The organism is Streptomyces sp. DSM 40868 (assembly GCF_011820545.1).
Classification (GTDB): Bacteria; Actinomycetota; Actinomycetes; order Streptomycetales; family Streptomycetaceae; genus Streptomyces; species Streptomyces eurythermus.
Genome location: NZ_CP050504.1, coordinates 8,769,575 through 8,795,262, shown reverse-complemented (window position 1 = coordinate 8,795,262; position 25,688 = coordinate 8,769,575). Strand labels below are relative to the sequence as shown.

24 protein-coding genes and 3 pseudogenes are annotated in these 25,688 nt (G+C 72.2%); 17 read left to right on the top strand and 10 right to left on the bottom strand.

Features of this window, described 5'->3' with window-relative positions; genetic code table 11:
- Positions 1-58 precede the first annotated feature (58 nt).
- The 5 genes from HB370_RS39595 (at position 59) to HB370_RS39575 (ending at position 4,391) form a co-directional block, all read left to right on the top strand.
- Positions 59-826, top strand: coding sequence for a calcium-binding protein (locus HB370_RS39595; RefSeq protein WP_208974561.1), 768 nt, complete (start codon positions 59-61; stop codon positions 824-826).
- A gap of 527 nt (positions 827-1,353) precedes the next feature.
- Positions 1,354-1,842 carry a sortase gene (locus HB370_RS39590; protein ID WP_167513111.1) on the top strand — a complete coding sequence of 163 codons (489 nt, stop codon included), beginning with the start codon at positions 1,354-1,356 and terminating at the stop codon, positions 1,840-1,842.
- A 58-nt stretch (positions 1,843-1,900) separates the two neighbouring features.
- Positions 1,901-2,551, top strand: coding sequence for a class F sortase (locus HB370_RS39585; RefSeq protein WP_244405883.1), 651 nt, complete (start codon positions 1,901-1,903; stop codon positions 2,549-2,551).
- Between the two features lie 221 nt (positions 2,552-2,772).
- Positions 2,773-3,417, top strand: coding sequence for an HD domain-containing protein (locus HB370_RS39580; RefSeq protein WP_167513110.1), 645 nt, complete (start codon positions 2,773-2,775; stop codon positions 3,415-3,417).
- A 23-nt stretch (positions 3,418-3,440) separates the two neighbouring features.
- Complete coding sequence (locus tag HB370_RS39575) at positions 3,441-4,391, top strand: GlxA family transcriptional regulator (protein WP_167513387.1); 951 nt, start codon at positions 3,441-3,443, stop codon at positions 4,389-4,391.
- 123 nt (positions 4,392-4,514) lie between these two features.
- On the opposite strand, the gene HB370_RS39570 is transcribed toward HB370_RS39575, so the two are convergent.
- Entirely contained in the window at positions 4,515-5,060 is a 546-nt protein-coding gene (locus HB370_RS39570) for a TetR/AcrR family transcriptional regulator (RefSeq protein WP_167513386.1), read from the bottom strand.
- 3 nt (positions 5,061-5,063) lie between these two features.
- Between HB370_RS39570 and HB370_RS39565 the strand changes: the two are divergent.
- From HB370_RS39565 to HB370_RS39550, 4 genes and pseudogenes are all read left to right on the top strand, one after another.
- A pseudogene (locus tag HB370_RS39565) lies at positions 5,064-5,276 on the top strand (DUF1772 domain-containing protein); the annotation flags it as partial.
- Positions 5,277-5,380: 104 nt separating this feature from the next.
- Positions 5,381-6,163, top strand: coding sequence for a maleylpyruvate isomerase family mycothiol-dependent enzyme (locus tag HB370_RS39560; RefSeq protein WP_167513109.1), 783 nt, complete (start codon positions 5,381-5,383; stop codon positions 6,161-6,163).
- Between the two features lie 152 nt (positions 6,164-6,315).
- Entirely contained in the window at positions 6,316-7,128 is an 813-nt protein-coding gene (locus HB370_RS39555) for a phytanoyl-CoA dioxygenase family protein (RefSeq protein WP_167513108.1), read from the top strand.
- Between the two features lie 45 nt (positions 7,129-7,173).
- Positions 7,174-8,040: an AraC family transcriptional regulator gene (locus tag HB370_RS39550; protein WP_167513107.1), complete on the top strand. Its 867-nt coding sequence runs from the start codon at positions 7,174-7,176 to the stop codon at positions 8,038-8,040.
- Positions 8,041-8,099: 59 nt separating this feature from the next.
- Here the strand turns inward: HB370_RS39550 and HB370_RS42785 are convergent.
- A pseudogene (locus HB370_RS42785) lies at positions 8,100-8,759 on the bottom strand (class I SAM-dependent methyltransferase).
- Positions 8,760-8,983: 224 nt separating this feature from the next.
- Between HB370_RS42785 and HB370_RS39540 the strand changes: the two are divergent.
- Positions 8,984-9,436, top strand: a complete 453-nt coding sequence (locus tag HB370_RS39540; RefSeq protein WP_167513106.1) for a phospholipase — start codon at positions 8,984-8,986, stop codon at positions 9,434-9,436.
- 148 nt (positions 9,437-9,584) lie between these two features.
- Here HB370_RS39540 and HB370_RS39535 read toward each other — a convergent pair whose 3' ends face one another.
- The 3 genes from HB370_RS39535 to HB370_RS39525 all read right to left on the bottom strand — a co-directional run bounded on the left by HB370_RS39535 (position 9,585) and on the right by HB370_RS39525 (position 13,543).
- On the bottom strand, positions 9,585-11,942 hold the full coding sequence (locus tag HB370_RS39535; protein WP_167513105.1) for a tetratricopeptide repeat protein: 2,358 nt from the start codon (positions 11,940-11,942) through the stop codon (positions 9,585-9,587).
- On the bottom strand, positions 11,939-12,631 hold the full coding sequence (locus HB370_RS39530; RefSeq protein WP_167513104.1) for a hypothetical protein: 693 nt from the start codon (positions 12,629-12,631) through the stop codon (positions 11,939-11,941). The genes HB370_RS39535 and HB370_RS39530 overlap by 4 nt, the downstream gene beginning before the upstream one ends.
- 180 nt (positions 12,632-12,811) lie before the next feature.
- Positions 12,812-13,543 (bottom strand): hypothetical protein, encoded by a 732-nt coding sequence (locus HB370_RS39525; RefSeq protein ID WP_244405875.1) that lies wholly within the window; start codon positions 13,541-13,543, stop codon positions 12,812-12,814.
- Positions 13,544-13,870: 327 nt separating this feature from the next.
- Between HB370_RS39525 and HB370_RS39520 the strand changes: the two genes are divergently transcribed.
- From HB370_RS39520 to HB370_RS39510, 3 genes are read left to right on the top strand one after another with little or no spacing between them, the layout of a single operon-like run.
- The gene (locus tag HB370_RS39520; RefSeq protein ID WP_167513102.1) at positions 13,871-14,017 is read left to right on the top strand and encodes a hypothetical protein; all 147 of its coding nucleotides are present in this window, start codon (positions 13,871-13,873) and stop codon (positions 14,015-14,017) included.
- Positions 14,014-14,619 (top strand): PRC-barrel domain-containing protein, encoded by a 606-nt coding sequence (locus HB370_RS39515; protein ID WP_167513101.1) that lies wholly within the window; start codon positions 14,014-14,016, stop codon positions 14,617-14,619. Before HB370_RS39520 ends, HB370_RS39515 begins: the two co-directional genes overlap by 4 nt.
- Positions 14,616-15,047, top strand: a complete 432-nt coding sequence (locus HB370_RS39510; protein WP_167513100.1) for a PRC-barrel domain-containing protein — start codon at positions 14,616-14,618, stop codon at positions 15,045-15,047. The genes HB370_RS39515 and HB370_RS39510 overlap by 4 nt, the downstream gene beginning before the upstream one ends.
- Positions 15,048-15,522: 475 nt before the next feature.
- Here the strand turns inward: HB370_RS39510 and HB370_RS39505 are convergent.
- The 4 genes and pseudogenes from HB370_RS39505 to HB370_RS39490 all read right to left on the bottom strand — a co-directional run.
- Positions 15,523-16,083 (bottom strand): annotated as a pseudogene (locus HB370_RS39505) (alkaline phosphatase family protein); the annotation flags it as partial.
- A 54-nt stretch (positions 16,084-16,137) separates the two neighbouring features.
- Positions 16,138-17,133, bottom strand: a complete 996-nt coding sequence (locus HB370_RS39500) for an ATP-binding cassette domain-containing protein (protein WP_167513099.1) — start codon at positions 17,131-17,133, stop codon at positions 16,138-16,140.
- Positions 17,134-17,794: 661 nt separating this feature from the next.
- Complete coding sequence (locus HB370_RS39495; protein WP_167513098.1) at positions 17,795-18,766, bottom strand: alpha/beta hydrolase; 972 nt, start codon at positions 18,764-18,766, stop codon at positions 17,795-17,797.
- Positions 18,767-19,147: 381 nt separating this feature from the next.
- Positions 19,148-20,116, bottom strand: coding sequence for an NAD(P)H-quinone oxidoreductase (locus tag HB370_RS39490; protein ID WP_167513097.1), 969 nt, complete (start codon positions 20,114-20,116; stop codon positions 19,148-19,150).
- A 202-nt stretch (positions 20,117-20,318) separates the two neighbouring features.
- On the opposite strand from HB370_RS39490, the gene HB370_RS39485 reads away from it, so the two are divergent.
- The 4 genes from HB370_RS39485 (at position 20,319) to HB370_RS39470 (ending at position 24,945) form a co-directional block, all read left to right on the top strand.
- The gene (locus HB370_RS39485; RefSeq protein ID WP_167513096.1) at positions 20,319-21,563 is read left to right on the top strand and encodes an NADH:flavin oxidoreductase/NADH oxidase family protein; all 1,245 of its coding nucleotides are present in this window, start codon (positions 20,319-20,321) and stop codon (positions 21,561-21,563) included.
- A gap of 63 nt (positions 21,564-21,626) precedes the next feature.
- The gene (locus tag HB370_RS39480) at positions 21,627-22,547 is read left to right on the top strand and encodes an acetoacetate decarboxylase family protein (protein ID WP_167513095.1); all 921 of its coding nucleotides are present in this window, start codon (positions 21,627-21,629) and stop codon (positions 22,545-22,547) included.
- A gap of 16 nt (positions 22,548-22,563) precedes the next feature.
- Entirely contained in the window at positions 22,564-24,162 is a 1,599-nt protein-coding gene (locus HB370_RS39475) for a succinic semialdehyde dehydrogenase (protein ID WP_167513094.1), read from the top strand.
- A gap of 171 nt (positions 24,163-24,333) precedes the next feature.
- Complete coding sequence (locus HB370_RS39470) at positions 24,334-24,945, top strand: TetR/AcrR family transcriptional regulator (protein WP_167513093.1); 612 nt, start codon at positions 24,334-24,336, stop codon at positions 24,943-24,945.
- A gap of 58 nt (positions 24,946-25,003) precedes the next feature.
- Here the strand turns inward: HB370_RS39470 and HB370_RS39465 are convergent, their stop codons facing one another.
- Complete coding sequence (locus HB370_RS39465) at positions 25,004-25,666, bottom strand: GNAT family N-acetyltransferase (protein ID WP_244405873.1); 663 nt, start codon at positions 25,664-25,666, stop codon at positions 25,004-25,006.
- Positions 25,667-25,688: the final 22 nt, after the last annotated feature.

Below are 25,688 nucleotides of genomic sequence, written 5' to 3'. Positions count from 1 at the left end.
GACACGAGGTCCCGTGAACAACAGACAAGGAACCACCACCCGCCCGGTCGCCGTCACCCTGCTCACCAGCGGCCTCACCACCGTTCTCACCACCGCCCTCGCCACCGGCCTCGCCGCCGCCCCGGCAGTCGCCGCCCCCGCCGCCACCCGGGCGGAGGCCCGCGTCGGCGCCGACTGGGCGGCCCGGTCGATCGTCTTCACCGCCGCCGAGGAACAGGCCAACGACCTCCACGTGTTCCCCATGGATCGCGGCGCCGGCGTCCGGCAGGTCGGCTTCCGGGACGCGTTCCCGCTCGCACCCGGTGACCACTGCGCGTACCTCGATCCCGGGGACCACACCTTCGTCGTCTGCGAACTGCCCACCGGCGGCCCCCGGCCGGACAGGATCGACATCTTCCTCGGCGACCGCGACGACACGGTCGTCACCAGCGACCCCGGGGTCGCCACCGTCCGCGGCGGCCCCGGCGACGACGAACTGCACGCCCACACCGCGCACACGGTGCGGGGTGACGCGGGGGACGACATGGTCATGGGACGCGCGGTCCTCGACGGCGGCGACGGCACGGACCACCTCATGGGCGACGACGGCGACCAGCGGCTGTGGGGCGGCCGGGGCAACGACATGCTCGAGGCGTACGGCGGTGCGGACACCGTGTACGCCGGCCCGGGCGACGATCACGCCATGGGCGGGGACGGCCGTGACATCGTCCTCGGCGGCCCCGGTGACGACACGCTGTACGGCGAGGGCGGTGACGACCTGGTCAGCGGCGGTCCAGGGAAGGACACCGTCGACGGCGGTCAGGGCCGCGATGTCGTCCTCCGGTAGGACCGCCCGGCTCGCCCGGCCGAACGAGTGACAAAGGCCGTGGACAGCGCAGGTGCTGACGCCCGGTCGCGACCACGGCGAACCCTCCGCCGCCGAGGCCGGCCGGCCGCCACGCTCGGCGACGACGTCCCGACGAGGGCACGACACGGTGGGCCGACATGGATGGCGCCGAAAGCGCACCGGGTGGGGTCCGGGCCGGCCCTCCCCAGTGTCCCTACGGGTGACGACGCCGGCGCCCGGGAAGGCCACGCCACTCCCGGCACGGCGACCTCTGACACTCCCGCACCGTGCGAGACACACGGCCGGCTTCACCGTTATGGGGACGGGGTGGTGGGTGACGCCCGACCCTGGCCTTCGCGGCGGTGACCTGCGCAAGCGATCAAGCGGAACCCCCATCGCACCTGAACGAGTGACACATGTCGTGACGCGTCGGGTTGCGGGACCGACGGACTGTCGGTTGCCTCGTGAGCGGAACACAAGAGAGGTACCGCGCAGACAGGCCGAGCGCTGTCCGTTGGAGGATTCGCATGCGTTACACACATATGGGTGCCAGTGTCGTCCTGGCTCTCGGTGCCCTGGGACTGCAGGTTCCGGCCGCTGCCGCCGCTGATGACTCGGATATCCGTATCGATCCGTGGAATGCCTCCCCGGGTTCCACGGTCACGGTCAGTACGAGCGCCTGCGACCCTGACGCGGACTACGGCAAGGGCACATCGGAGGCGGGAGGGGACTTCCACCTCTTCGGCGGCGACGAGGAGGGCGTGCTCACCGGTGAGTTCCAGATCCCGGAAGGCACCGAGCCGGGCAGCGACACCATCACCCTGAAGTGCCCGCCGCTCACCAAGGTCACGGGGACGTACCAGATCACCGGCCGCTCTCCCGAGGGCTCGGTCGACGCCGGCTTCGGACCGGTCGACGACTCGGGCATGGGGTTCGCCCTGGGGGGCGGACTGCTCTTCACGGCCGCCGCCGGTGTGGTCTGGCTGTGCCGCCGCCCGAACGCCGACGGAACCTGACCCGGAACCGCGGAACCTGACGCGACCGCATCCGCCGTGACGAGAAGGCCCCACCGCGATGGCACCCGCACACCACCCCCACCCACCCCGACGGCCGCTCCTCCCCGCTGTGGTCCCCCTGGGCTGGGCGATGGCGGCGGGCGCGGTGCTGCTGATCAGCGGGGTCCATGACGAGGAGCCGCCGCGGCCTTCGGCGGGCCAGACCTTCTCCGCTTCCACGGACCCCGCTCCCCCGACGGTCCGTCCGCTGCCCCCGGCGGACCCGGTCCGGCTCCGGATCGCCGCCATCGGCGTCAATGCCCCGTTGACACGCGTGGGCCTGGACGCGGCAGGGAGGCTACGGACTCCGCCCCCTGACGAACCCGGCCTCGCCGGCTGGTACGGCGACGGCGTCCCTCCCGGCTCGGCGGGCACCGCCATCGTCACCGGGCATGTGGACACACCCGCCGGAGAACCCGGTGTCTTCTACGACCTCGGCGCCCTGACCGAGGGCGCCACCATCGAGATCAGCAGGACGGACCGGCGGACTGCTGTGTTCACCGTCCGCGCCGTCGAGCTCTACGACAAGAAGCAGTTCCCCAGCGAGAAGGTCTACGGCGGTTCCGGCCGGCCCGAGCTCCGGCTGATCACTTGCGGCGGCGGCTACGCCAAGGACACCGGCTACCTGGGCAACGTAGTGGTATACGCGAGGCTGACCGCGGTGCGGTAGGCGAGCCGGCGTTGTGCGGAACCCGGCCGAACCGGCGATCGACGGCTCGGCCGGGCCGGGTGCCGGGGCGGTGAGTGCCCCGGGCCCAGGCCCGGCACCGCAGCGGTGTCCAGATCTGTGGGATGCCCGTCCGTACGGACATGGTGCCGCCCGGCCGCGCGGACAAGACTGAGGTCACGGCGCGAGCCCGCGCGTACGCCTGGGAGACATGGGGTGGAAAGATGACTGACGACATATTGGTCGCCGGAGTCGGTGTGCCGGACACAAGGCTTGCCCGGGAGGCGACCGAGCTGGTGCGGGACGAGACGAGCGAGCTGATCTATCACCACTCACGCCGGGTCTATCTGTTCGGCGCCCTCCAGGGCCGTCGGCGCGGCCTCGACTACGACCCCGAACTCCTGTACATCGGCGCCATGTTCCACGATCTCGGCCTCGGCCGGCGCTTCCACGACAGTGGCCGGCGCTTCGAGGTCGACGGGGCGGAGGCGGCCCGCCGGTTCCTGCGGGAACACGAAGTGCCCGAGGACGGCGTACGCCGCGTGTGGACGGCGATCGCCCTGCACACCACACCCGGCATCCCGGAGTTCATGGAACCCGAGGTCGCGCTGGTCACCGCCGGTGTGGAGTACGACGTCCTGGGCATCGGCTACGGCGACATCGCACCCGCCGACCGCGCGGCCGTGCTCGCCCTGCATCCCCGTCCCGACTTCAAGCGGCGGATCCTGGAGGCCTTCACCCGGGGCATCCGTCCCAAGCCGGAGACGACCTTCGGCAACATCAAAGCCGATGTCCTGGAGCACTATGTGCCGGGGTTCGAGCGAGGCGACTTCGTGCGGACGGTCCTCGACTCGCCGTGGCCGGAGTGAGTGGCCGGCGGCCGGGGCAGGTCGTGGTGATCCTGGCCTTCCCCGGCGTCCAGCTGCTGGACGTGGCCGGTCCCGCCGAGGTGTTCACGACGGCGAACGCGTACGGGGCCCGGTACGACGTGCGGGTCGTCTCCGCCGCTCCCGGGCCGGTGGCCACCTCCGCCCCCGTCCGGCTGGACGCCGACGCGGGCCGGCACGACCTGCCGCACCAGCTGGGCACCCTGCTGGTGCCGGGCCGGCGGGAGTGGCGCGAAGCCGTCGCCGACCCGGCGCTGGTGGCCATGACGAAGGACCTGGCCGGCCGTGCCCGCCGCGTGGCCTCGGTGTGCGCCGGTGCGTTCATGCTGGCCGAGGCCGGCCTGCTCGACGGACGGCGGGCCGCCACGCACTGGCGTCTGGCCCCCGAACTGGCACTCTGCTACCCCGATGTCACCGTGGAGCGGGATGCCCTGTTCGTCCGCGACGGTCATGTGATCACCTCGGCCGGGGTGACGGCGGGCATCGACCTCGCCCTCGCCCTGGTCGAGCAGGACCACGGTCCCGACGTGGCGCGGGAGGTCGCACGGGAACTCGTGGTCTTCATGGCGCGCCCGGGAGGGCAGTCGCAGTTCAGCGCGCGGCTGACCCTGCGGGAGTCCACGCATCCCGTGGTCCGGCAGGTCATGGACCTCATCGGCGCGGATCCCGGCGCGGAGCACGACCTGACCGCTCTGGCGCGCGGCGCCGGGGTGAGCGTACGCCATCTCAACCGGCTCTTCCGGACGCACGTCGGGACGACGGTCGGACGCTATACGGAGGCGATTCGCCTCGAAGCGGCACAGGCTCTGCTGGAGTCGGGCACCGAGCCCGTGGAGACCGTCGCGGCGCGCGCCGGTTTCGGCTCCGCCGAGGCGATGCGGCGGGCCTTCCAGAACGCGCTGGGCCTCTCGCCGACGGTCTACCGGGCCCGCTTCCGCACGACGGTCCCCGGATGAGGCCGGCACGCCCGGGCAAGGCCGGCGGCACCGTGTGAACGAAGCACCGGCCGAACTCCGGCGGGCTCGCCCCGGCGCGCATCGTGGAGCCCGCCCGGGACTGATCGCCTCTCCGAAGGTGCGTCAGACCACGGCGAGCCTGTCCACCAGCAGTTCCACCCTGCGCTCGGCATCCTCCGGCAGCAGCCGTCCCGCCCGGGACAGGGTAGCCAGCCCGTGCAGGGCCGCCCAGAACACCTCGGTGAACAGTCCCGGATCGACGCCGTCCCCGGCGACCTCGTCGAGGGTTTCCAGCAGGGCCGCGAAGGCGTCCTTCAGGGGTTGTGGAGTCTCCTCGTCCGCGAAGACCAGGCCGCCGTCGAGCCGGAACAGGGCGTCGTAGACCGCGGGGCCGCGCGCGGCGAAGTCGAGGTAGGCGCGGGCGAGGGCGGTGACCCGGGCGCGGGGTCCGTCCGCGGCGGCGGCCGCGGCCCGCATCGCCGCGGCCATCTCGGTGGCGCCTTCGAGGGCGACGGCGCCGATGATCTCGCGTTTGCCCCGGAAGTGGCTGTAGAGGACGGGCTGGCTGTATTCGATGCGCTCGGCGAGCCGGCGGGTGGTGACCGCGTCCCAGCCCTGCTCCTCGGCGAGTTCGCGAGCCGTCGCCACGATGAGGCGCTCGCGGGCCAGCCCGGCCTGGTCATCACCGCGGTCGCGCTGCTGGTCTGCAGCGTGATCATGTCGGTGCTGCTGCTCGTCCCGATCAACAACCGGGTCAAGACGTGGACCGCCGATGGCCTGCCGGCCGACTGGAAGCGGCAGTTGAACCGCTGGGACCGCTTCCACCACGTCCGGGTCGCCGTGATCATCGCCGCGTTCGCCCTGCTGGTCACCGCCCTCGCCTGAACGCGGCCCCAGACCGCGCGGGTGGCGCGCGGCTCGTGCCGCGCTTGCCGCGTCACCTGCGAAAATCGCTGTCGGTTGCCGGATCACGGTGATAGACACCCGGAGTGGAAGAGACTCTGGAGTTCCCCGATCTGCTGCGGCTGACCGACGAGCGGGCGACCGCCTTCAGCGCCGCGGTCGCCTCCGCGCCCAGCCTTGACGCGCAGGTGCCCACCTGCCCCGACTGGACGCTGTTCGACCTGGTGCGGCATCTGGGCGAGGGGCGCAGGAAGTGGGCCGCCATCGTGGCCGCAGGGCCTGCCGACGCTCCCCCGCCCAAGTCCGCATGGGGCGCGTCGGCTGTGCCTCGGGAGCGCGAGGCCCTGCTGGACTGGTGGGCCGCATCGGTGCGGCAACTACTGGCCGCGTTGCGGGAGTCCGGCCCGGATCGCGGCTGCTGGACGTGGTGGGGCACGTCGCAGTCGCCGCAGACGGCCGGTGCCGCCGCCCGGCACCAGCTCCAGGAGGTGGCGCTGCACACCTACGACGCCCAGATCACCGCGGGCGCCCCGCGGCCGCTGCCGGACGAGGTGGCGCTCGACGGTGTCGAGGAGTTCCTGTCCACCTGCTGTGCGACGACGAGCGCCTGGCCGCATGAGCCTGCCGCCGTCGACTACCACGCCACCGAGGGCCGTTCCTGGCGCCTCACGCTCTCCGCCGACGGCGCACGGACCGCCCGCCTGCCCGGCCCCGGCACGGCGCCCGCCACCGCGGCCGACGCCTCCCTGCGGGGCACGGCCGGTGAGCTGGTGCTGGTCCTGTACGGCCGTATACCGGCGGACTCCCTGAAGATGGATGGCGAACGGCGCCTTTTCCACCAGCTCCTGGCCTGGGACCCGGACGAGTAGGACCAAGCCGTAGCCCCCCGGACGGTGCACAGGCGCAACGCCGCACGACGGCCTCGAGGAGACGTGATCCGCCCGATCCGGAGGTTCCACCCGACAAACGTGGTGCGGAAAATGTCGGGTGGTCGGGGCCGGCGCCGGCACACGATGAGGGCATGGATGACACGACCTTGGTTTCCCGCTTCCTCCGCGACGGCTTCGTCAAGCTGGAGGGTGCCGTCGCGCCGCGCGTGGCCGCGGACTGCGCGCGGCTGCTGTGGCGAGAGACGGGCTGCGACCCGGACGACCCGGCGACGTGGACGCGGCCCGTGCACCGGGTGCCCGGCATGGCGCAGGGACCGTTCGCCGCCGCACCCAACTCCCCCGCCCTGCACCGCGCGTACGACCTGCTCGTGGGCGCCGGACGCTGGGAGCCGCGCTACTCGCTGGGCACGTTCCCGCTGCGCTTCCCGCACGAGGAGGAGCCCGACGACACGGGCTGGCACATCGAGGGGAGCTATCTGCCGGAGGGTGAGAGCTGGTACTTCACCAATCTGCGTTCCCGGGGCCGGGCGCTGCTGATGCTGTTCCTGTTCAGCGAGGTCGGTGCGGAGGACGCCCCGACCCGGATCCGGGTCGGCTCCCACCTCGATGTGCCGAAGGTGCTGGAGAAGTACGGGGAAGAGGGGGCGAGCGCGCCGACCCTTGCCCCCGATCTGGTGGCGGCGTCCGAACACCGGCCGCCGGCCCTCGCCACCGGGTCCCCGGGTGACGTGTTCCTGTGCCATCCGTTCCTGGTGCACGCGGCGCAACCGCACCATGGGGTGCGGCCGCGCTTCATGGCCCAGCCGCCGCTGATGCCGGCCGCGCCGTACGAACTGGAGCGGGCCGACGGCGCGTACTCGCCCGTGGAGATCGCGATCCGCCGGGGCCTGGGGCACGCCACCCCGGGGCCGGACGGGGACGGCGCCGGCCACGGCCCCGAGTGACCGAGCGGGTGCGGCGTGGTGGACGCCGGAGGAAGGAGACCGGGCATGCTGGAGCGGCTGAATCAGGCTCTGGAGCACATCGAACGTCATCTCGACCGCGAGATCGGGGCGGAGGAGCTGGCACGCGTCGCCGGCACCTCGGAGTACCACCTGCGCCGGATCTTCTCCGCGCTCGCGGGCGTACCGCTGTCGGAGTACATCCGGCGCCGTCGGCTCACCCTCGCGGCAGCCGAAGTCCTCGCGGGACGCGAGACGTTGCTGACGATCGCGGTGCGCTACGGCTACGGCTCCGGGGAGGCGTTCGCGCGGGCGTTCCGCGCCATGCACGGCATCGGGCCGGGCGAGGCACGGCGTACCGGCGCCGCGCTCAATTCCCAGTCCAGGATGGCCTTCCGCCTCACCATCGAGGGCAGAAGCGATATGCGTTACCGGGTCGTGGACAAGGCGGCCTTCAGCGTCGTCGGGTTCAAGGCCCGGGTACCGCTGGTGCATGCCGGGCCGAACCGGGCGATCGCGGATTTCGTCCGGGGAATCGGCCCGCAAGCCCTGACGCTCCTGGAGAAACTGTCGGACCAGGAGCCGCACGGCATCGTCTCGGTCTGCGACGACCTGGACCCCGGCCGGGCCGAGTACACCGAACTCGACTACTACCACGCCGTGATCACCTCCGCGGCCGCGCCCGCGGGTACGACCACGCTGAACGTACCGGCCGGCACCTGGGCCGTCTTCACCGCCTCCGGACCGGTGCCCCAGGCCATCCAGGAACTGTGGCGGGGCGTGTTCACCGAGTGGTTCCCGTCGAATCCGTACCGTGGCCGCCCGGGTCCCGAGATCCTGCGCACCCGCCTGTCGCCGGAGAGGACCGAGGCCGACGCCGAACTGTGGCTCCCGGTGGAACCCGAGCACCGCTGACCGAAGCCGGCACTTCCCGGCGGGCCCCGGCCTGTGCCGTACGGCCGCCCGTCCGGTCGTCAGCCGGGGCGCTTGGCCATGACGACCACACCGGGCCCGCTGTACTCCTCGGCGGGGAGCCGGAGTTCGGCGACCGGGTGCAGGCTGGCCCGCTCGATCAGGTCGACGAGTTGCTCCGGTTGCCACTTGTGTGTCGTCCAACGAACGGGTACGCCCCCGTATGCCTCGGTACGCACCGCGTCCTCGTCGCCGACATGTGTCGCGGTGATGAAGTGCCCGCCCGGCTTCAACGCGCGTGCGAACAGGGCGAGTACCTGGGGAAGCACATCACGGGGGAGGTTGAACAGCGACCACCACCCGAGCACGCCGCCGAGGGAGGCTTCACCGAGGTCGAGGTCGGTGGCGGGAAGCGACGCTGAAGCAGCAGCGCGGATGAAGGCGGCGCGCGTTCTCGATCATGCGAGGGGAGAGGTCAACCCCCGACACGTCGAGTCCGCGCTCGGCAAGGTAGGCGGTCACCGTTCCGGGACCGCAGCCGACGTCGAGGACAGGACCGAGCCCGCTCACGGTGTCGGCGAAGGCATCGATCGACGCCTTGAGCCACGGATGTCGCCGACTCCCGTCGTCACCACCATGTGGGCGTAGTTGTCGGCCACCCGGTCGTAGGACTCGCGTACCACGTCGAGGTCGGCCGGGCGGTCGATGGGGTGTGCGCGCATCAGCCAACAATACGACCGCGCAGCGGACTTGGTGTCGGCAATGCGGTTGGCGGCAGGCCGTTGATCAGGGCCCGGCGCCTCGGGCGGACGGTGGTCGATCAGGTGAATTCAGCCAAGATTCAACGGTTCAAGGCAACACCGTTGTCAGAACGTAGTGTTGAGGCGTCACATACTTGTCATGTACCTGCGACTCACGGGGAGTCGCGGTCTCATGGAGGTGTGGGATGCACCGAAGACTGTCCGTCGGCCTGGCCGCCTCGGCGCTCGCCGTGATCACCACCGTCGGCGGTGCCACCGCCGCCGACGCCGCTCCCGCCGACAAGTCCCAGGTCCTGGCGAGCTGGACCCAGACCAGCGCGTCGAGTTACAACCTCTGGGTGGCCGCCCGGGCCAACCAGGCCGCCTGGTCCGCGTACGGGTTCGACTGGTCGACCGACTACTGTTCCTCCTCGCCGGACAACCCCTTCGGCTTCCCCTTCGCCACGTCCTGCGCCCGCCATGACTTCGGCTACCGCAACTACAAGGCCGCCGGCACCTTCAGCGCCAACAAGCCGCGGCTCGACAGCGCCCTCTACGAGGACCTCAAGCGCGTCTGCGCCACCTACTCCGGCGCCACGAAGACCGCGTGCGACAGCACCGCGTGGACCTACTACCAGGCGGTCAAGGCGCTCGGCTGAGCCCAGGCGGCGGCTTTGTCCCGGGCGGGCGCAGACACGCTCGACGGCTGCTCATCACAGGGAGGTCGTCTCCCGGCGCCGTGGGCGACCGAGCGGACCTTCGCCTGCCCGTACAACGCCGCCGCCCCACCCGGGACCGAGCGCTCTGTCAGCCCACCGCCCGCAACAGCGCCGCCGCGCTCGCGGCCTGCTGACGCGCTCGCGGTGAGCCGGACGATCCGGCCAGCGCGACGAGGCGCCGGACGGCCTCCTCCCACGCCGGACGGTACGCACCGTCGTGCGCGGTGAGACGCCGGTATGCCTCGGCAGCCAGGGAGCACGCCTCCGCGGCGGCCCCCGGATCGGACTCGTACGCGCCCCCGGCACCGGCCAGTTGCTCCGCGACCTGGCGCATCCCCGCGGCGAGAGCCTCCATCCGGTCGGCCGGCACGCCCTCGATCTCCAGCGCGAAGTACGCCCAGCGCAGGCACTCCGCGAGGTCGCCGCGTACGTTCAGATGCAGCTCGCACAGCGCGAGCACGGATTCCGCGTGGCCGGCCCCGGCGGCGAGGGTCCACCAGGCGAGCGCGGCGTCGTGGTCGTCCCGGTCCCAGTGCAGCAGTCCGAGGTGGTAGGCGGCGTACACCTCACCCGACTCCGCCGCCCCGCCGACCCGGTAGCCGGCCCCCGCATCCGGCCCCGAAGGCGTCCTCGCGACGGCCTGCCCCGGCGTGCCGAGGCGCTCGGCGGCGCGTTCCCACAGTCGTTCCCCTTCTTCGGCCCGTCCTTCGCGCACGAGCAGCAACCCGAGGTAGAAGGCGCCCTCCGCGCTGCCCGCATCGGCCGCCGTGCGCCACCAGCGCTCCGCTCCGGCCCGGTCACCGGCTTCATGGCAGCCAAAGCCGACATGCACGGCCGCCTGGACGTCGCCCGCCTCGGCGGCGCGCGTGAACAGTTCGCCGGCCTCCCGGTGCCGGCCCTGCCGCCGGTAGAGCACCGCGAGGTTCTGATCCGCGTGCGGCACGTCCCGCTTGCCGGCGAGCCGCCACAGCTCCTCGGCCTGTGCCTCGTCCCCCCGCTTCTCCCGTACGGCGCCGAGACCCACGGCCGCCGCCCAGTCGCCGGCGTCCATCCCCCGGCGGTACCAGCGTTCGGCCGCGTCGAGATCGCCGCGCAGCATGGCCAGCACCCCGAGGTTGTTGTACGCGGCCGGGACCCGGCGGGCGGCGGCCCTCTCGTACCAGTGCGCCGCGCCGTCCAGGTCCCCCTGGTCCTGTACGAGTCCGGCCAGCAGGTAGGCGGCCTGCCCGCTGCCCGCCTCCGCCGCCGGCCGGTATGCCTCGGCGGCACCGGCGAGGTCTCCGGCGCGGATCAGGGCGGCGGCGCGCCGGATGGCCTCGGCGGCGCCGGGCGGCTCGGGAGCCGGCTCGGGGCGGGACGGCGTCTCCAGCACTCCTCGCCCGTCCCGCGAGGTGTGAGCCACCACCTGGAACGTGCCGTCCGTCTCCGCGGCGGCCCGCCGCCCCTCCGGGTCCCCGGGGTCGTAGTGGTCGGGGTAGAGCGCGTGCACGGGCGCGGGGGCCGGTGCCGCGTCGGGGCTGAAGCGGGCCAGGCCCGTGGTGGCGGTGACCGTGAGGTCCCACCAGGGCCGCCAGACGCGTCCCGCGCACACGATCTCCGCCGTCAGCCGCCACCGCACCCACCGCCCGTCGTCCGTCACGGGCGCACAGATGAGGGTGGCGCTCGTGCCCGGCGCGGCGGTCAGCGGCAGGGCGGAGTCCGCTTCGGCTTCCGCCAGTACGGGCGCGGGTGAGGCATCCAGCAGGACCGCGACGTCGGGCCTGCGCAGGCGCTGATAGGCGCGGACCGCGCGCTGGGCGGACTCCAGCAGGTCGGCGCTCATGACCAGGTCGGGCATCCGCGGCCGGGCCAGCGACACACCGTCCGCGCGCAGCGGCAGGCGGTCGGTCACCTCGGCCCGCAGGGACCGCAGCACGGCCTCGTCCGCGCCCGTCGCGGTCAGCGTGAGAAGGAGATTGTGCCCGGTCAGCGGGATGTGCACCGTTTCGGGGTTGTCCAGCAGCCCGGGTGAGGCGATGTGTGCGACATGGCTGTGCACGGCGGCCCGTACGGTGAACGGCGGATCGCCCGCCCATCCCTGTACGGGGACGGGGCGGACGGGCCGCGTCATCTCGTAGACCGACCGTCCCGGCGCGACGGGCGCGCCGTCCGCCCGGCTCTCCGCCCGTTTCTCCGTCCGCGAGGTGCGGGCGGCGGGGTTCCGGCCGTCGTCGGCGGTCGTGTCGGGGAACTCCGGTGTGTGGTCCGCCGGGTCCGTCGCCGAGCCGCGCCGGTTCCGGCCGCGCCGTGCGAGGGCCGTCAGCCCGGAGAGCGCCGACACGGCGGCCACCGCGGCGTAGGGCAGCCATGTGCGCACGTCCGTGGCGGCGAGGACGGCGCCGCCGGCCACCGCGGGAATCACCGTTTGCAGGGCGGCCGTGCCGGCACGGCGCCGGTCGGGCGTCATCGGGCGCCGCTCGGCAGGCGGGCGGCGGTGCGGAACGCGTGGCCCCGGAGGTCGATACGGGTGCTGCCCTGGCGACCCGCGGAGGTCCAGTCGAGCCAGAGCACCCACCGCACGAGGCCGCGCTCGGTGCTGACGAGGAGGTCGAGGACCTCGGACTCGTCGGTGGCGATCCGGTAGGGGAAGTCGCTCTCCGCGAGGGCGCGGATCTGCGGCGGGTCGGAGTCGAGGAGGACCTCGAACCGGCGCACCGGCAGCTCGGCCGCGTGCCGGGCGAGGTCCCCGGACACCTCCGCACGGGACAGCACCTCTGCCCGCAGTCCGGTCAGCACCACGGCCGAGGGCGCCGTCGAGGTCACGACGATCCGGACGGTGTGCCCGGCGGCCGGAACGTCGACGACGCCGTCACCGAGGTCGAGCGTGACGTAGTCGTGGTTCCTGATCTCCACGGCCACGGCCAGCGGGTCACCGTCCGTCAGGTCGCGCGCGGCCCGGCGCCGGGCCAGGGCCTCCTGGAGCTGCTGGGGTGCCTGCTGGCCGAGGTAGGCGGCCGCGGCGGCCGCCATGACACCGGCGGCCCAGGCCAGCGCCTGCCCGGGGTTCCACAGCAGCGCGGCGCCCGCGACGGCGGCCACCGCCCCGCCGGTCCCGCCCCACACCAGGGCGCGGCGCCGCCTGTCGGCTCTCGGCATGTGCCCCCCCGGTTCCACCCGTGTCCACCGCCCCCTGGCGCACTCGGCACCGGTTACGTGGCGTGCGTCACATGATAGCCAAGGGGGCTGTGGAGAGGGTCAGTTGGGGCGAGGACGCCGCTCGCTCCTACATTTTCGGCTTCGCCGACTCGTCAGCTTCGAGCGGGCGGTGATCGGTGCTCAGGAAACCGTCTTGTCCGCCTTGGTGCCGTCGATGACCTTTCCGGCCGGCGGCGGAGTCGCCTTGACCGGCTTCCCGTAGTCCGAGAAGACGACGGTGCCCGGACTCCTGCCGCCCGACTGGTCCAGCTTGAGAATGTACGGCTTTCCCTCGGTCGCGACGTACATGGTGATGGTTTCGCCGCTCCCCTTCTTTTTCCTCAGCGGGATCGCCTTCCGGCCGTCCACCGTGGTGACGTCGCCCTTCGTCATTCCCTTGCGTTCGGACTTGTCGCTGTCCAGGTCGGCCAGGAAGCCCTGCTTGTCGCACATTCCCGTCGTACGGGAATCCCCGACCGGCACCTTCACCCACCGGCCGCTCAGCGCCCGGGCCTGCTTCCCGCCGCCTGCCGAGTCCCGTGCCGCTCCGGCCCAGAACTTCTCGTCGCCTTTGATGTAGGTCGTCTGGCCGGTGTGGATGACGTCGGCCGAACCGCTGTCCATCGCCATCCTGCCCTTGCAGTTCTTCTGGGTGTCGACGCGGAAGTCGACCGTCAGGGGCTGCCCTTGCGCGGACAGCTTTCCGGCCATGCGCAGCGAAGTGGCGTTCCGGGTGGCGGTCACCGCCTCGGCGGCCACCCGGTCCGCGCTCTTACCCTCGAACGGCTTGTCCGACGATCCGCCGTCGGAGCAGCCCGCGACACCCACGGCGGTCATCGCGCAGACCACGGACGCGGCTAACGTACGACTCACAGACATACAGAGCCCTTCCGGATACAGCTGCCACTTTTGTCGATCGGCCGCCGGCTTTCCGTCCCGTCGGCGGCCGCCGTGGAACTCCGGTTTCCCATTGGTACTGGAATAGTCGCCTCCTCTTTCGTTCCCCGGAAACCCCGGGGAGTTGGCGGCGCCTTTCGGACCTCCGGGACGGAGCACTCCCCCCGTGGGCCCGGATCCGCCGCGGGTTCCGGTCACCCGTGGCACGGAAGGCTTGCGGGACCGTACGGCGGGAAACCGGATAGCCCAGGGACCGCCGGACAGGACGACGGCTGGACGAAGACGGAACCGAGGAGGCCGGTGATGGTGTGGTGGGGCTGGGTGATCGTGTTGCTCGCGGTGGCGGGGTTGCTCGTCGCGGCGGCCGTGGCGGTCCAGGCCAGGCGTCGTAGCGGAACGGTGATCGCGGTGCGCTCGGACCGCGGGGCCGGCCGGGAGGGTGCGCGGTGATTCCCCTCGTACTCGCCTCCGAACTGACCAAGCGGGTGGTGGTGACGCTGGGCGGCGAGGCTGTCGCCCAGATCAGGGACACCGTCTTCGACGCCCGCGCGGGCCGCGTCACCGGCTTCACGCTGAGCGGGCGCGGTCTGCTGGCCGGCCCCCTCAAGGAGAGCCTCCCCTTCTCGGGAGTGCACGCCATCGGCCCGTCCGCCGTGATGATCCCCAGTGAGACGGCGCTGGAGAAACGGGAGTTGGCCGTGGGCGCCGATGGGCCCGGTCACGGCCAGGTCATCGGCGCGCCCGTGCTCACCGACCAGGGCACGGAGATCGGCACGGTCCTGGATGTCGTGATCGAGACGGGCGTCGGCGGACGTGTGGTCGGCTTCGAGATCGCCACCGAGGAGAACATGGACCGCCACCGGCGCAAGGCGTTCATCCCGCGCGGAGAGACGCTGGCCGTCTCCGGGCGAGCCCTCGTGGTGCCCGCGCACGCCCGTCACTTCATCGCCGACGACCTGCCCAGCTTCAGCGCCCAGGTCGAGGCGTTCCGCGCCCACACCGCACAGCAGTACCCGGGCAGCCCCGCGACCGGTGCAGGAGGACCGGCATGATGATGTTGACGCAGGTCCAGGGCCTGCCGGTGATCACCGCCGACGAGGCCGAACCGCTCGGGCGAGTGGAGAGCCTGACCATCGACGCGCACACGAGCGGCATCGCCTGCCTGCGCCTCTCCGGAGCTCCCAGGCATGTCACGGCCATCGCCTGGCAGGCGGTCGAGGCGGTGGGGCGGGATGCCGTCATCGTGCGCTCCCGTGCCGCCGCCGGTCCCGGGCAGGGCAGCCTCCCCGCCCACCAGGAGGCGCTGGGCCGCCGGGTCCTGACGGAACACGGCGCCGCGCACGGCACGGTCAAGGACATCGCCTTCGACAACACGACCGGTCGCGTCCTGACGCTGTACACCGCCCTCGGCGACATCTCCGGCGACCGCCTTCTCGGCATCGGCTCCTACGCGGTCGTCGTACGAGCCGAAACCTCCTGACGCCCAGGTCCCGGCAGGCCCCCGCGGGTACCCGGCGAACGGGTCGTGCACCTGGGCGCCGGGCGTGAGGAACCGCACCGGGCGGCCGGCCGCGCCCGAGTTCCCGGTTCCACCCTTCCGGGCGTTCGGTCCTGCACACGGGCTTTCCCGGCGGGTGGCGGCGGCAGGCCGGCGGTCGCGAGGGGCCCTGGCTGTCAGGGTCCCGAAAGCGCGCGGCGGTCGACGGACATCAGGTCGTGCGGCTGCCGAACGCGGACGTGCCGAACTTCCAGCGGCGCACGGTGCGCCGCCCGTCCGGGAAGGTCGTCATCGGCGGCGGCGCCGAGGCCCGGGGGAACGACGCGGTCCTCGCCGGTGCGTTCCCCACGGACACCGGAGACGGGCGGGATCGGCCTCGGCCGTCAGACCAGGTACAGCACCGTCGGATCTCGGTGTACGCGATCTGCGCATACCGCTGACCCGCCGGCCGGTCCTCTCAGTCGTCGGACTCCGGCGACGGGAGGTAGGCGCCGGGCACGTCGTTCGGTGCGTGAATCTTCTTCTCGCCGGGGTAGGGCCGTGCCCAGTTGTGCGTCTGGTACCACGTGAGGTGGTTCATCTGCGCGGGGTTGGCGAAGTCGGGGACGGCGTGCGGGCCGGTCAGGCGCTGCTTCGCCTTCCAGGCGTCCCACTCGGCCGCGAGGGACTTCCTGTCCGCCGGAACCTTCGCCGCCGGCACGGCCGACGCCTTGGGGTTCTGGGCTGCCGGGGTGTCCGCGCCGCAGGACGGCGGGGTCTTCAGGCCGTCGGTCAGCGGGACCCGGTTGGGCAGAGCGTCGAACGGCGTGTAGTCCGGGTGCCGGGTGAACACGCCCCGCATGGGCGTCGCCGCGCTGTCCTTCTGGTTCATCGGATGGATCCCGAGGATCTGCTCGACGGTGCGGATCATCGTGATCTGGGAGTAGTAGTGGTGGTCCACGACACCGTGACGGGCCCAGGGGCTGATGATCTGGACCGGGGCGCGGTGGCCGTCGACGTGGTCCAGGCCGGCCTGGGCGGGAAGCGGTCGGGGCGCCAGGGGCGGCCGCCGCGGCCGGGGTCATGGTTGCGGTCACTTACCGGCCTCCTGCGGTCGGGCGTCGGTGCGTTGCCGTGGCGTGTCGGTGGACTGCTGCCGTACGTCGCACTGTTGCCGCCGCGCGTCGGTGGAGTGCTGCCCTACGTGGGTCTGTCGTGAGTCGGTGACGGCGGCCGCCCCTGGCTCGGTCAGGGCCAGGAACGCCGCTTCCAACGGGGAGACCACCGGCGCGAGTTCGCGCAGCGCGATGCCCGCGTGGACGAGGCCGGCCACCAGGGCGTCGAGGGCGGGCACCAGCGCGTGCACCACGAGCACGTCACCGCCCTGGCGTCCCGCGGTGTCGTCGGCCAGGCGGATGCCCGGCGCGGCGGCGGCCAGCCGGCGGGCACACGCCGGATCGGAGGTGATGAGCCGGTAGGCGAGTTCGCGGTTCCCGGCGGCCAGTTCGCCCAGCGGACCGGAGAAGACGACCCGCCCGGTCGCGAGGATGGTGACCTCGGAGCACAGGGCCTCCAGGTCGTCCGTGCGGTGGCTCGACAGCACCACGGCGGTCGCCTCCCCCGCGAGCCGGGTGAGGACACCGTGGACGTGCTTCTTCCCGGCCGGGTCCAGGCCGTTGGCGGGTTCGTCCAGGACGAGCAGCCGGGGCCTGGCGAGCAACGCGGCAGCGAGGCCGAGACGTTGGCGCATGCCCAGTGAGAAGCCGCGGGTGCGGTCGTCGGCGACGTCCGTGCGCCCGACCTGTTCGAGCGCGTCGTCGATCCCCGCCGACCGGGGGTCGTCGCCGCGCAGGGCGGCGAGCGCGGCGAGATTCTGCCGGGCGGTGAGCGAGGGGTACAGCCCTGGCGCGTCCACGAACCCGGAGACACCGCCGGGGTCTTCGAACGCCCGGCCCGTCGGCATGCCCAGGATCTCCAGACGGCCACTGTCGGCCACGGCCAGGCCGAGCAGCAGGCCGAGCAGCGTCGTCTTGCCGGCGCCGTTCGGTCCGGCCAGGAATCCATGAACCCCTTCTTTCGACGGCCTCATGGACCCTAGAAAGCTCACACCACACCGGCAGGGGGCGCCGGGGCGGCGAGGCCCGGGGCTTCCGGGCGTCCCTCGCCGGTGCGTGTCGGCCGTACCCTCGGGTGCAGCCGACTCGGCGTGCGCTCCGGCCCCCGCGGCTCCCACGTCCTCGTCGGGCGCGTGCCCGATTCGGCGGAGCCGGACGCACGGGTACGCCCGCTGCTGCCCGGCACGGGCGGCACGCCGGCCCTGGTGACCGACCGCCGTATGCTCACCGGCCTCGGCTCCCCGCGCCGCCTGCCGCTCGGCCTCGGAGTCACCGGAGAACCGGTTCGCGGACCGGTCGGCGCACGAGAAACGCCGGCTGACGGCGACGTCCGGGGGCGAGCGCCTTCGACCGGTCCTACCGCCGGCTCATCACCGCCGCCCGCATGTTCCCAGGATCTCCACGACGCCGAGGTCCCCCTGGAAAAGCCGGTCGAGGCGGACCTGCTGGGCGCCGCCGGGCGCCGTTGCCGGCCGTGCGACGCGCTGTGCCTGTGCGGACCCCTGCCCGGTCCTGCTCATTGCTGTGGTGCTGACAGTCGAGGAGGCCCGTCGCGGCGTTCACGGCTTACTGGTCGACGGCCGGGGCCCGCCGGTCCGTGACGTGCGGGTGCCAGGCCCCCCGGGGTCACATGTGTCAGCTGTCGTGGAGGGCCGTGCGCAGAGCGTCGACGGCGAGCTTGCGGGCGACGTTGGCGGCGCGGGTGTCGCGCAGGCTGTCCAGGAGGAGGAAGTCGTGGACCATCCCCGCCACGCGGACGGAGGTCACGTCCACGCCCGCCTCGCGCAGCTTGTTGGCGTACTGCTCGCCCTCGTCGCGCAGGACATCGGCCTCGTCCGTGATGACCAGCGTGGTGGGCATGCCCTCGAGCTGGTCCAGGGAGGCCTGGAGCGGGGAGGCGTACACCTCCGTGCGCTGGCTCGGCTCGGAGTACTGGTCCCAGAACCACTTCATGCCGTCGCGGGTGAGGTAGTAGCCCTCGGCGAACTGGAGGTAGGACGGGGTGTCGAAGTCGGCGTTGGTCACCGGGTAGAGCAGGACCTGCGCCTTGAGGTCGATCCCGCCGCGCTCCTTGTTCATCAGCGCGAACACCGCCGACATGCAGCCGCCCACCGACTCACCGGTGACGGCGATGCGCGAGGTGTCCAGGCCGTGCTCCGCGCCGTGCTCCACGACCCATTGCCCCACGGCGTAGTTCTGTTCGACCTGGGTGGGGTACTTCGCCTCGGGCGCGCGGTCGTAGACGGGGAAGACCCCCGCCGCCCCGGCGCCGACGGTGAGCTCGCGGAAGAGCCGGTCGTGCGTCTTGTCGTCGCCGAAGACCCAGCCGGCGCCGTGGATGTAGAACACCACCGGCAGCGGTCCCGACGATCCCTTGGGCCGGATGATGCGGGTGCGGACCGTACCCCACTCGCCCGCCTCCACGTCGACCCACTCCTCGTCGACTTCCGGGCGCGGCACGCTGGGGTCGCTCTGCAGGCCGAGCAGGATGTCACGGCCCTTCTCCGGGGGGACCTCGTAGATCCGCGGATGCGGGTCCGTGGCCTCGCACAGCTCCTTCGCGGCCGGTTCGAGATAGGGCGTGATCGGAGGAGGAAGATCGGTCATGTCCACTCCATGCCATGAGCACACCAGTGCCCTGTTCCCGCGGGCCTCACCGGCCGCGGCTGTCGCGCGTGCCTGCCCGAGGGCGGTCACGCGTGGCTCCATCGTTCGCGGCCGATCCCCCTGCCGCAACCCGGCCACGAAGCCCGGGAGGGCTCCGCCCGGGTGGAGAAGCGGAGGTCTGCGCTCCGGCGCGGATCGACTCCGCCACCGGATGCGCGCTGTTCGTATCCGCCACTCGACAGGCGCCCGGGGAAGCCCGCGACGTGCCCGCCTCTCGCGTGTCCACGTGTCCGCGCCTCCACGTCCGTGGCCGCCGCCGTCATCGCCGCCGTGGAGCCGCCGTGCCCGGTCCCTGAGACCACGACGTCAGGCGGGCCCGCGTCATGCGATGTCGTCGTTCACGAGCAGGATCTTGCCGAGGTGGCCGCCGGCTTCCATGAGGCGGTGTCCTTCGGCGGCGTCGGCCATGGGGAGGGTCCGGTCGACGACCAGCTTCACGGCGCCGTTCTCGATCATGGGCCAAACGTTCTTCCGGACCTCGGCCACGATCTCGGCCTTGTGCTCCTTGGAGCGGGTCCGCAGGGTGGTGCCGTACACGGAGGCCCGCTTGAACACGATCTCCGCGAGGTTCAACCGGCCCTCCATCCCCTTCTGCAGGCCGATGACGACCAGGCGACCGTCCGCGGCCAGGGAACGCACGTTGCGCTCAAGGTAGTCGCCGCCGACGACGTCGAGGATCACGTCGTAGGGGCCGTGTTCGGTGAAATCCTCGGTGCGGTAGTCGATCGCCGTATCGGCGCCCAGTGCCCGCGCCTCGGCGGCCTTCTCCAGGCCGCCTACCGTGGTGACGACGCGGGCGCCCAGGGCCTTGGCGATCTGGATCGCCATCGTGCCGACACCGCCGGCGCCGCCGTGGACCAGGAGGGTCTCCCCCGCCTTGAGGCCCGCGGTCATGACGAGGTTGGACCAGACCGTTGCGGTGACCTCGGGAAGGGCCGCCGCCTCCACCAGACCGATGCCCTCGGGGATCGTGAGAAGCTGCCCGGCGGGAACGGCGACCTTCTGCGCGTAGCCACCGCCCGTCAGCAACGCGCAGACCTCGTCGCCCACCTGCCAGCCCCTGACCGCCTCACCGAGGGCGCTGATGCGGCCGGAGACCTCGAGGCCCGGGTACGGCGACCAGCCGGGCCGCAGCGGGTAGAGCCCCCGGCGCTGCATGACGTCCGCCCTGTTCAGCGCACTGGCCACCACGTCGACGACGACCTCGCCGGCCGCGGGCGTCGGGTCCTCGACCTCGATCCACTCCAGGACCTCGGGACCACCGTGCTCCCTGATCGCTACAGCCTTCACGACAACTCCGTAAGGGCTTCTGCGGGGCTCGGGAAGAGCACCCGCGAGCCAGAATGTTTACGGCGTACACATTAAGGCACCGGCTCGGCTGGGGCCGCGCGAACCCCCTGTGACGCGGCACACGCCCTCGATGTTTACACCGATTACATTGAAGTACTAATGTGAGGGCTGTAAACATTCATGCCCGGAAGAGGGAACCCGTATGACCAGCCAACTGTTCTCACCCTTGCCCCTGCGCTCCGGCCAGGCGCTGAAGAACCGGATCGCGAAGGCGGCGATGGAGGAGAACATGGCCGGCGACGGCCAGGTTCCCGACGAAGAGCTGTTCGCGCTGTACCGGCGCTGGGCCGCCGGCGGCACCGGACTGCTGATCACCGGCAATGTCATGGTCCACGCCGAGGCACTGACCGGCCCCGCCGGTGTCGTACTCGACGAGCACTCCCCTCTGGAACCGTTCGTCGAGTGGGCGAAGGCCGGCAAGTCCGGTGGCGGTGCGATCTGGATGCAGATCAACCACCCCGGCCGCCAGGTGGCCTCCGACATGCCCGGCGTGGTGTGGGGGCCGACAGACATCCCCGTGGAGCTGGGCAGGCACAGCGGTCGCTTCGGGCGCCCGACCGCCATGACCCCGCAGCAGATCGAAGAGACCGTGGCACGGCACGCGGTCACCGCTCGCCGCGCCGAGCAGGCCGGCTTCGACGGTGTCGAGATCCACGCCGCGCACGGCTACCTGCTCTCGCAGTTCCTGTCGCCCCTGGTCAACAAGCGCACCGACCAGTGGGGCGGGTCCCTGGAGAACCGCGCCCGCATGCTGCTCGACATCGTCCGCGCCGTCCGCGCCGCCGTCTCGCCGTCCTTCGCGGTGGCGGTCAAGCTCAACTCCGCCGACTTCCAGCGCGGCGGATTCGACACCGGAGACGCCCGCCAGGTCATCGAGATGCTCGACCCCCTCGGCGTCGACCTGGTCGAACTCTCCGGCGGCAGCTACGAGAGCCCCGCGATGACCGGCCGCCCGGCCGACGCCCGCACCCAGGCCCGTGAGGCGTACTTTCTCGATCTGGCCAAGGACCTGGTCCGGACCAGCCCGCTTCCCCTCATGCTCACCGGCGGCATCACCCGGCGCGCGAGCGCGGAGGAGGTCCTCGACAGCGGCGTGGCGGTCATCGGCATGGGCACCGCCCTCGCCGTCACCCCCGACCTTCCCGATCGCTGGCGTGAGCAGCGGGAGGCCGACCGGCAGATGCGGCGGGTGAACTGGTCCGACAAGGCCCTCGCGTCCGCCGCCGGCATGGCCCTGGTGCGCTACCAACTGCGCCGCCTCGCCCGCGGAGGCAGCCCCCGGCCCGGCACCCACCCGGCGATCGCCCTGATCTCCGAGTGGCGCATGCAGCGCAAGGCCCTACGGAGCTACCGCAGCTGGCTGTCACGGCCTCGGAGCGCGGCCTGAGCGGCACCCCGTCACCCCCCTGCCTATGCGTACACCGCTCACATGAGAGTGAGGAACTCCGCGATGTCTTCCGCTCAGAACGACACCGTCACGATGGACCTCGGAGGCCGTAAGGTCACCGTTCCCAAGGGCGGCCTGTACGACCGCTACCGCATGGCCCCGGACCTCGACGCGATCGCCCGCGACCCGCGCGTCAGCGGCGTGGACTTCTTCCGGAAGCTCCCCAAGGTCAAGGTCGACTCCCCGATCGGCCCCACCCTCACCCCGAACTTCTACTACGCCATCTCGACCGCCCGGCTCACGATGCTCGCACCGTCGGGGGCGATTCGCGCGCGGCTGCCCGAGGAGCTCTCGCCGCTGGAAGTCGTGCCCGGCATCGGCCTGGTCTCGGTCATGTTCTTCCGCTACGACGTGTGCGACATCGACTTCTACACCGAAGCGGCCGTCGGTATCGCGGTCAAGCCCGCGCGGCACGGCAAGCTCGGTTTCTTCGACCTCGTCTCCGGCCTGAAGAACGAACACCTCCACTCCTATGTCCTGTCGCTGCCGGTCAGCACGGAGATCGCGCAGGTCCGCGGGCACCACGGCTACGGCTTCCCCAAGTGGGTCACCGGCATGGAAGTCGGCATCGACCGTCACCGGACGACCGCACGCGTGACCAACGATGCCGGCGGAGTGGATCTGTCGCTCCTGGCGAACACCCCCGCCCAGAGGAGCTGTGCGAGCGGCGAGCGCGTCGGCTCACTCACCTCGTACACGACGATCGACGGTGCGTGGCACTCCACCCTGAACCAGACCAACGTCCTGAGCGCCGGCACGACGCACGGCACCAGCGGCATCACCCTGCGACTCGGTGAGGGCCGTATGTCGGACGACCTGCGGTCGCTCAGGCCGAAGCGGACCATTCGGTTCGACGTCATGACCCAGGGTCAGGCCGCCCTGCACATGCCGGTCCCCACCTCGGTCCAGAGCCGCGGCAAGTAACCCAAGGAGCCCCGCCATGACCTCCGCCACCGCCTCCGTCGGCCCGACAACCACCGGACCGGGTCTTCCCCCATCCCTCACCCCGCCCTTCCTCCAGCGGCTGGCCACTCGGGTGTCGGCCGCGCCGAACGCCGCACGGGTCACCACCACCGCGCCCTACACCGGCGCTCCCCTGGCCGACTTGCCGGTCTCCACCCCCGACGACGTCGAGGCCGCGTTCGCCCGCGCCCGGACAGCGCAGCGGGCCTGGGCCGCCACGCCGATGGCGGAGCGCAAGAGGGTTCTGCTGCGCTACCACGACCTGGTCCTGGCCCGGCGGGACCAGGCGCTGGATCTGATGCAGGCCGAGAACGGCAAGACCCGCCGCGACGCGTTCCTCGAAGTGGTCGACATCGGCGTCGTCTCGCGCTACTACGCCCGCAACGCCGCCAAGCACCTCGGTCCGAAGCGGCGCCGCGGTGCGATCCCGCTGCTCACCCACACCACCGAGCTGCGCCACCCCAAGGGCGTGGTCACCGTCATCTCGCCGTGGAACTACCCGCTGAGCATGGCCGCGAGCGACACCATCGCCGCCCTCATGGCCGGCAACGCCGTCGTGCAGAAGCCGGACACCCAGACCGCCCTGACCGCGCTGTGGGCGATGGACCTCATGTACGAGGCCGGCCTGCCCGAGGACGTGTGGCAGATGGTGATCGGCAGCGGCGCTTCCCTCGGTGGCGCGCTGATGGACAACGCCGACTACATGATGTTCACGGGCTCCACCGCCACCGGACGGCGGATCGCGAGCGACGCCGGCGAGCGCCTGATCGGTGCCTCCCTCGAACTCGGCGGCAAGAACCCCATGATCGTCCTCGACGACGCCGACATCGGGAAGGCCGCCGACGGCGCCGTCGCCGCCTGCTTCCCCTCCGCCGGGCAGCTGTGCGTCTCCGTCGAGCGCGTGTACGTGGCCGAGTCCGTCCGTGACGAGTTCGTCGCCGCGTTCGTCGCCCGTACCAAGAAGCTCGAGATCGGCGCCGCGTACGACTACAGCGTCGATGTCGGCAGCCTCACCACCTTGTCCCAGCTGAAGACCGTCACCGCACACGTCGACGACGCCGTCGCCAAGGGCGCCACCGTCCTCGCCGGCGGCAGGGCCCGGCCCGACCTCGGACCGCTGTTCTACGAGCCGACCATCCTCACCGGCGTCACCCCCGACATGATCGTGTACGACCACGAGACCTTCGGGCCCGTCGTCTCCGTCTACACCTACCGCGACGTCGACGAGGCCGTCAGCCTGGCCAACGCGACCTCCTACGGCCTCAACGGCAGTGTGTGGAGCCGTGACGGGGCCCGGGGCCGTGCCGTCGCCGCCCGCGTGCGAGCCGGCACCGTGAACGTCAACGATGCCTTCGCCGCCGCATGGGGCAGCGTCGACGCCCCCATGGGCGGCATGGGCGACTCGGGACTCGGCCGCCGCCACGGCGCGGACGGCATCCTCAAGTACACCGAACCCCAGACCGTGGCCCACCAGCGCGTCCGGGGCTTCTACCCACCGTCGGGCATCAGCCCCGAAACCTGGGCCACCCTGCTGACCGGAGCGCTCAGAATCCTCAAGGCGATCGGCGGCCGCTGACCCGCCACTGTCGTACGGCAGCGGCCCCGGCCCGGCCGCGCCGCGCAGAGGGGCGGCCCGTCACCGTCCCGGTTTTCCCTCCTGCCCTTCCTTTGCGATCCCTTAAGGTGTATGCGGCGTTCACATGAGAGAGGGAATGTGAACGCCGCGAACACCAAGGACGGGTGACCCATGCCTCCGACCGGCACGTACCACCACGGCGATCTGCGCGCCGCCTGCCTGCGCGCCGCGCGCGAACTCCTGGAGGAGGACGGCAGCGCGGGCCTCTCGCTGCGCGCGGTCGCCCGGCGCGCCGGGGTGTCGGCCACCGCACCGTACCGCCACTACGCCGACCGCGACGCGCTCGTCTCCGCCGTCGCCGCCGAGGGTTACCGCGAACTCGCCGGGCACCTGGCCGGGGCCCACCCCGCGCCGGTGACGCCCGACGAGCTCGCCGCGGTCGCCGTCGCCTACGTACGGTTCGCGCTGGACCACCCCGCCCTGTTCCGGGCCATGTTCGCCGAGCCGTGCGACCCTACGAGCGAGGAACGGGTCGCCGCGACCGCGGCCATCTCGGAATACGTCCGCGGGATCGTGCGGGCCGCCTTCCCCGGCGCGGACGCGGAGGCCCTGTCGACCGCGATCTGGGCCCTCGTCCACGGCTTGGCCTTCCTGCACCTCGACGGCAAGCTCGACTCCTCCGCCCCCGAGGTGGTCGCCGCCCAGGTCACCACAGCCGTCCACGCGCTGTTCCAGGCCTCCCCGGCGTTCAGGACGGCGGCTGCCACGCGGACAGCGGACTGAGCCGCCGGCACCGGCACGGCCGGGGGGACGGCGTCGATTGCCTCGGCGTGCCGGATGGCTAGATCGCGCTGTCCTCTTCTTCCCGGACCGCGGCGCTCAGCGGAGCCACCGCCTGCCAGCCCACGGATGCGTACAGTGTCCGGCCTTCCTCGGTCGCGCCCAGCACGGCCGCCCGCGCGCCCTGACGGGTCGCGGCCTCGGCGAGCGTTCCCATCACCACGCGTCCGAGCCCCCGGCGCCGATGAGCCGGGTGCGTCTCCACCTGGTCGGCCACGGCGGTCGGGCCGGTGACCGCGATCTGCCCGCCCGCGGCGAAGGCTCCGTCGGCGGCGCGCACCACCGCGCGGGTGACGCCGGCCCGGTCCCAGCGGTGCAGCCGGTAGCCGTCGGGGAGGCGGGGCGGGGCGTCGACGGCGCTCAGCCGGGCGGCCATGAGCGCCGCGTGACCGTCCAGCAGGACCCAGCCCGGCGGCAACCACGCCTGCAGGGTCCGCGCCGGCACGAACACCTTGAGAGGTATGCCGCGGGCCGTGGTGTTCCCGGCCAGCTCGCGGACGGTCGCCTCGTCGGCGGCGGTGACGACCTGCCGGGCCACCTCCCTGGGCAGGCCCACCTCCACGGTGAACCCCCAGGGCTGGGGCGTGGGTTCGGCCGCACCGCGCGAGACGGCCCATCCTTCCACCCACGCGCGTACCGCTTCCCCGGTGGTCTTGAAAGGCACAGCCGCCCCCCGACTTGGTAAT

Excerpts from the sequence above, each read along its gene's own strand:
- HB370_RS39590 (WP_167513111.1), top strand. The coding sequence starts at position 1,354 with ATGCGTTACACACATATGGGTGCCAGTGTCGTCCTGGCTCTCGGTGCC.
- HB370_RS39585 (WP_244405883.1), top strand. The coding sequence starts at position 1,901 with ATGGCACCCGCACACCACCCCCACCCACCCCGACGGCCGCTCCTCCCC.
- HB370_RS39580 (WP_167513110.1), top strand. The coding sequence starts at position 2,773 with ATGACTGACGACATATTGGTCGCCGGAGTCGGTGTGCCGGACACAAGG.
- HB370_RS39555 (WP_167513108.1), top strand. The coding sequence starts at position 6,316 with ATGGATGACACGACCTTGGTTTCCCGCTTCCTCCGCGACGGCTTCGTC.
- HB370_RS39550 (WP_167513107.1), top strand. The coding sequence starts at position 7,174 with ATGCTGGAGCGGCTGAATCAGGCTCTGGAGCACATCGAACGTCATCTC.
- HB370_RS39540 (WP_167513106.1), top strand. The coding sequence starts at position 8,984 with ATGCACCGAAGACTGTCCGTCGGCCTGGCCGCCTCGGCGCTCGCCGTG.
- HB370_RS39535 (WP_167513105.1), bottom strand. The coding sequence starts at position 11,942 with ATGACGCCCGACCGGCGCCGTGCCGGCACGGCCGCCCTGCAAACGGTG.
- HB370_RS39530 (WP_167513104.1), bottom strand. The coding sequence starts at position 12,631 with ATGCCGAGAGCCGACAGGCGGCGCCGCGCCCTGGTGTGGGGCGGGACC.
- HB370_RS39520 (WP_167513102.1), top strand. The coding sequence starts at position 13,871 with ATGGTGTGGTGGGGCTGGGTGATCGTGTTGCTCGCGGTGGCGGGGTTG.
- HB370_RS39510 (WP_167513100.1), top strand. The coding sequence starts at position 14,616 with ATGATGATGTTGACGCAGGTCCAGGGCCTGCCGGTGATCACCGCCGAC.
- HB370_RS39500 (WP_167513099.1), bottom strand. The coding sequence starts at position 17,133 with ATGAGGCCGTCGAAAGAAGGGGTTCATGGATTCCTGGCCGGACCGAAC.
- HB370_RS39495 (WP_167513098.1), bottom strand. The coding sequence starts at position 18,766 with ATGACCGATCTTCCTCCTCCGATCACGCCCTATCTCGAACCGGCCGCG.
- HB370_RS39485 (WP_167513096.1), top strand. The coding sequence starts at position 20,319 with ATGACCAGCCAACTGTTCTCACCCTTGCCCCTGCGCTCCGGCCAGGCG.
- HB370_RS39480 (WP_167513095.1), top strand. The coding sequence starts at position 21,627 with ATGTCTTCCGCTCAGAACGACACCGTCACGATGGACCTCGGAGGCCGT.
- HB370_RS39475 (WP_167513094.1), top strand. The coding sequence starts at position 22,564 with ATGACCTCCGCCACCGCCTCCGTCGGCCCGACAACCACCGGACCGGGT.
- HB370_RS39470 (WP_167513093.1), top strand. The coding sequence starts at position 24,334 with ATGCCTCCGACCGGCACGTACCACCACGGCGATCTGCGCGCCGCCTGC.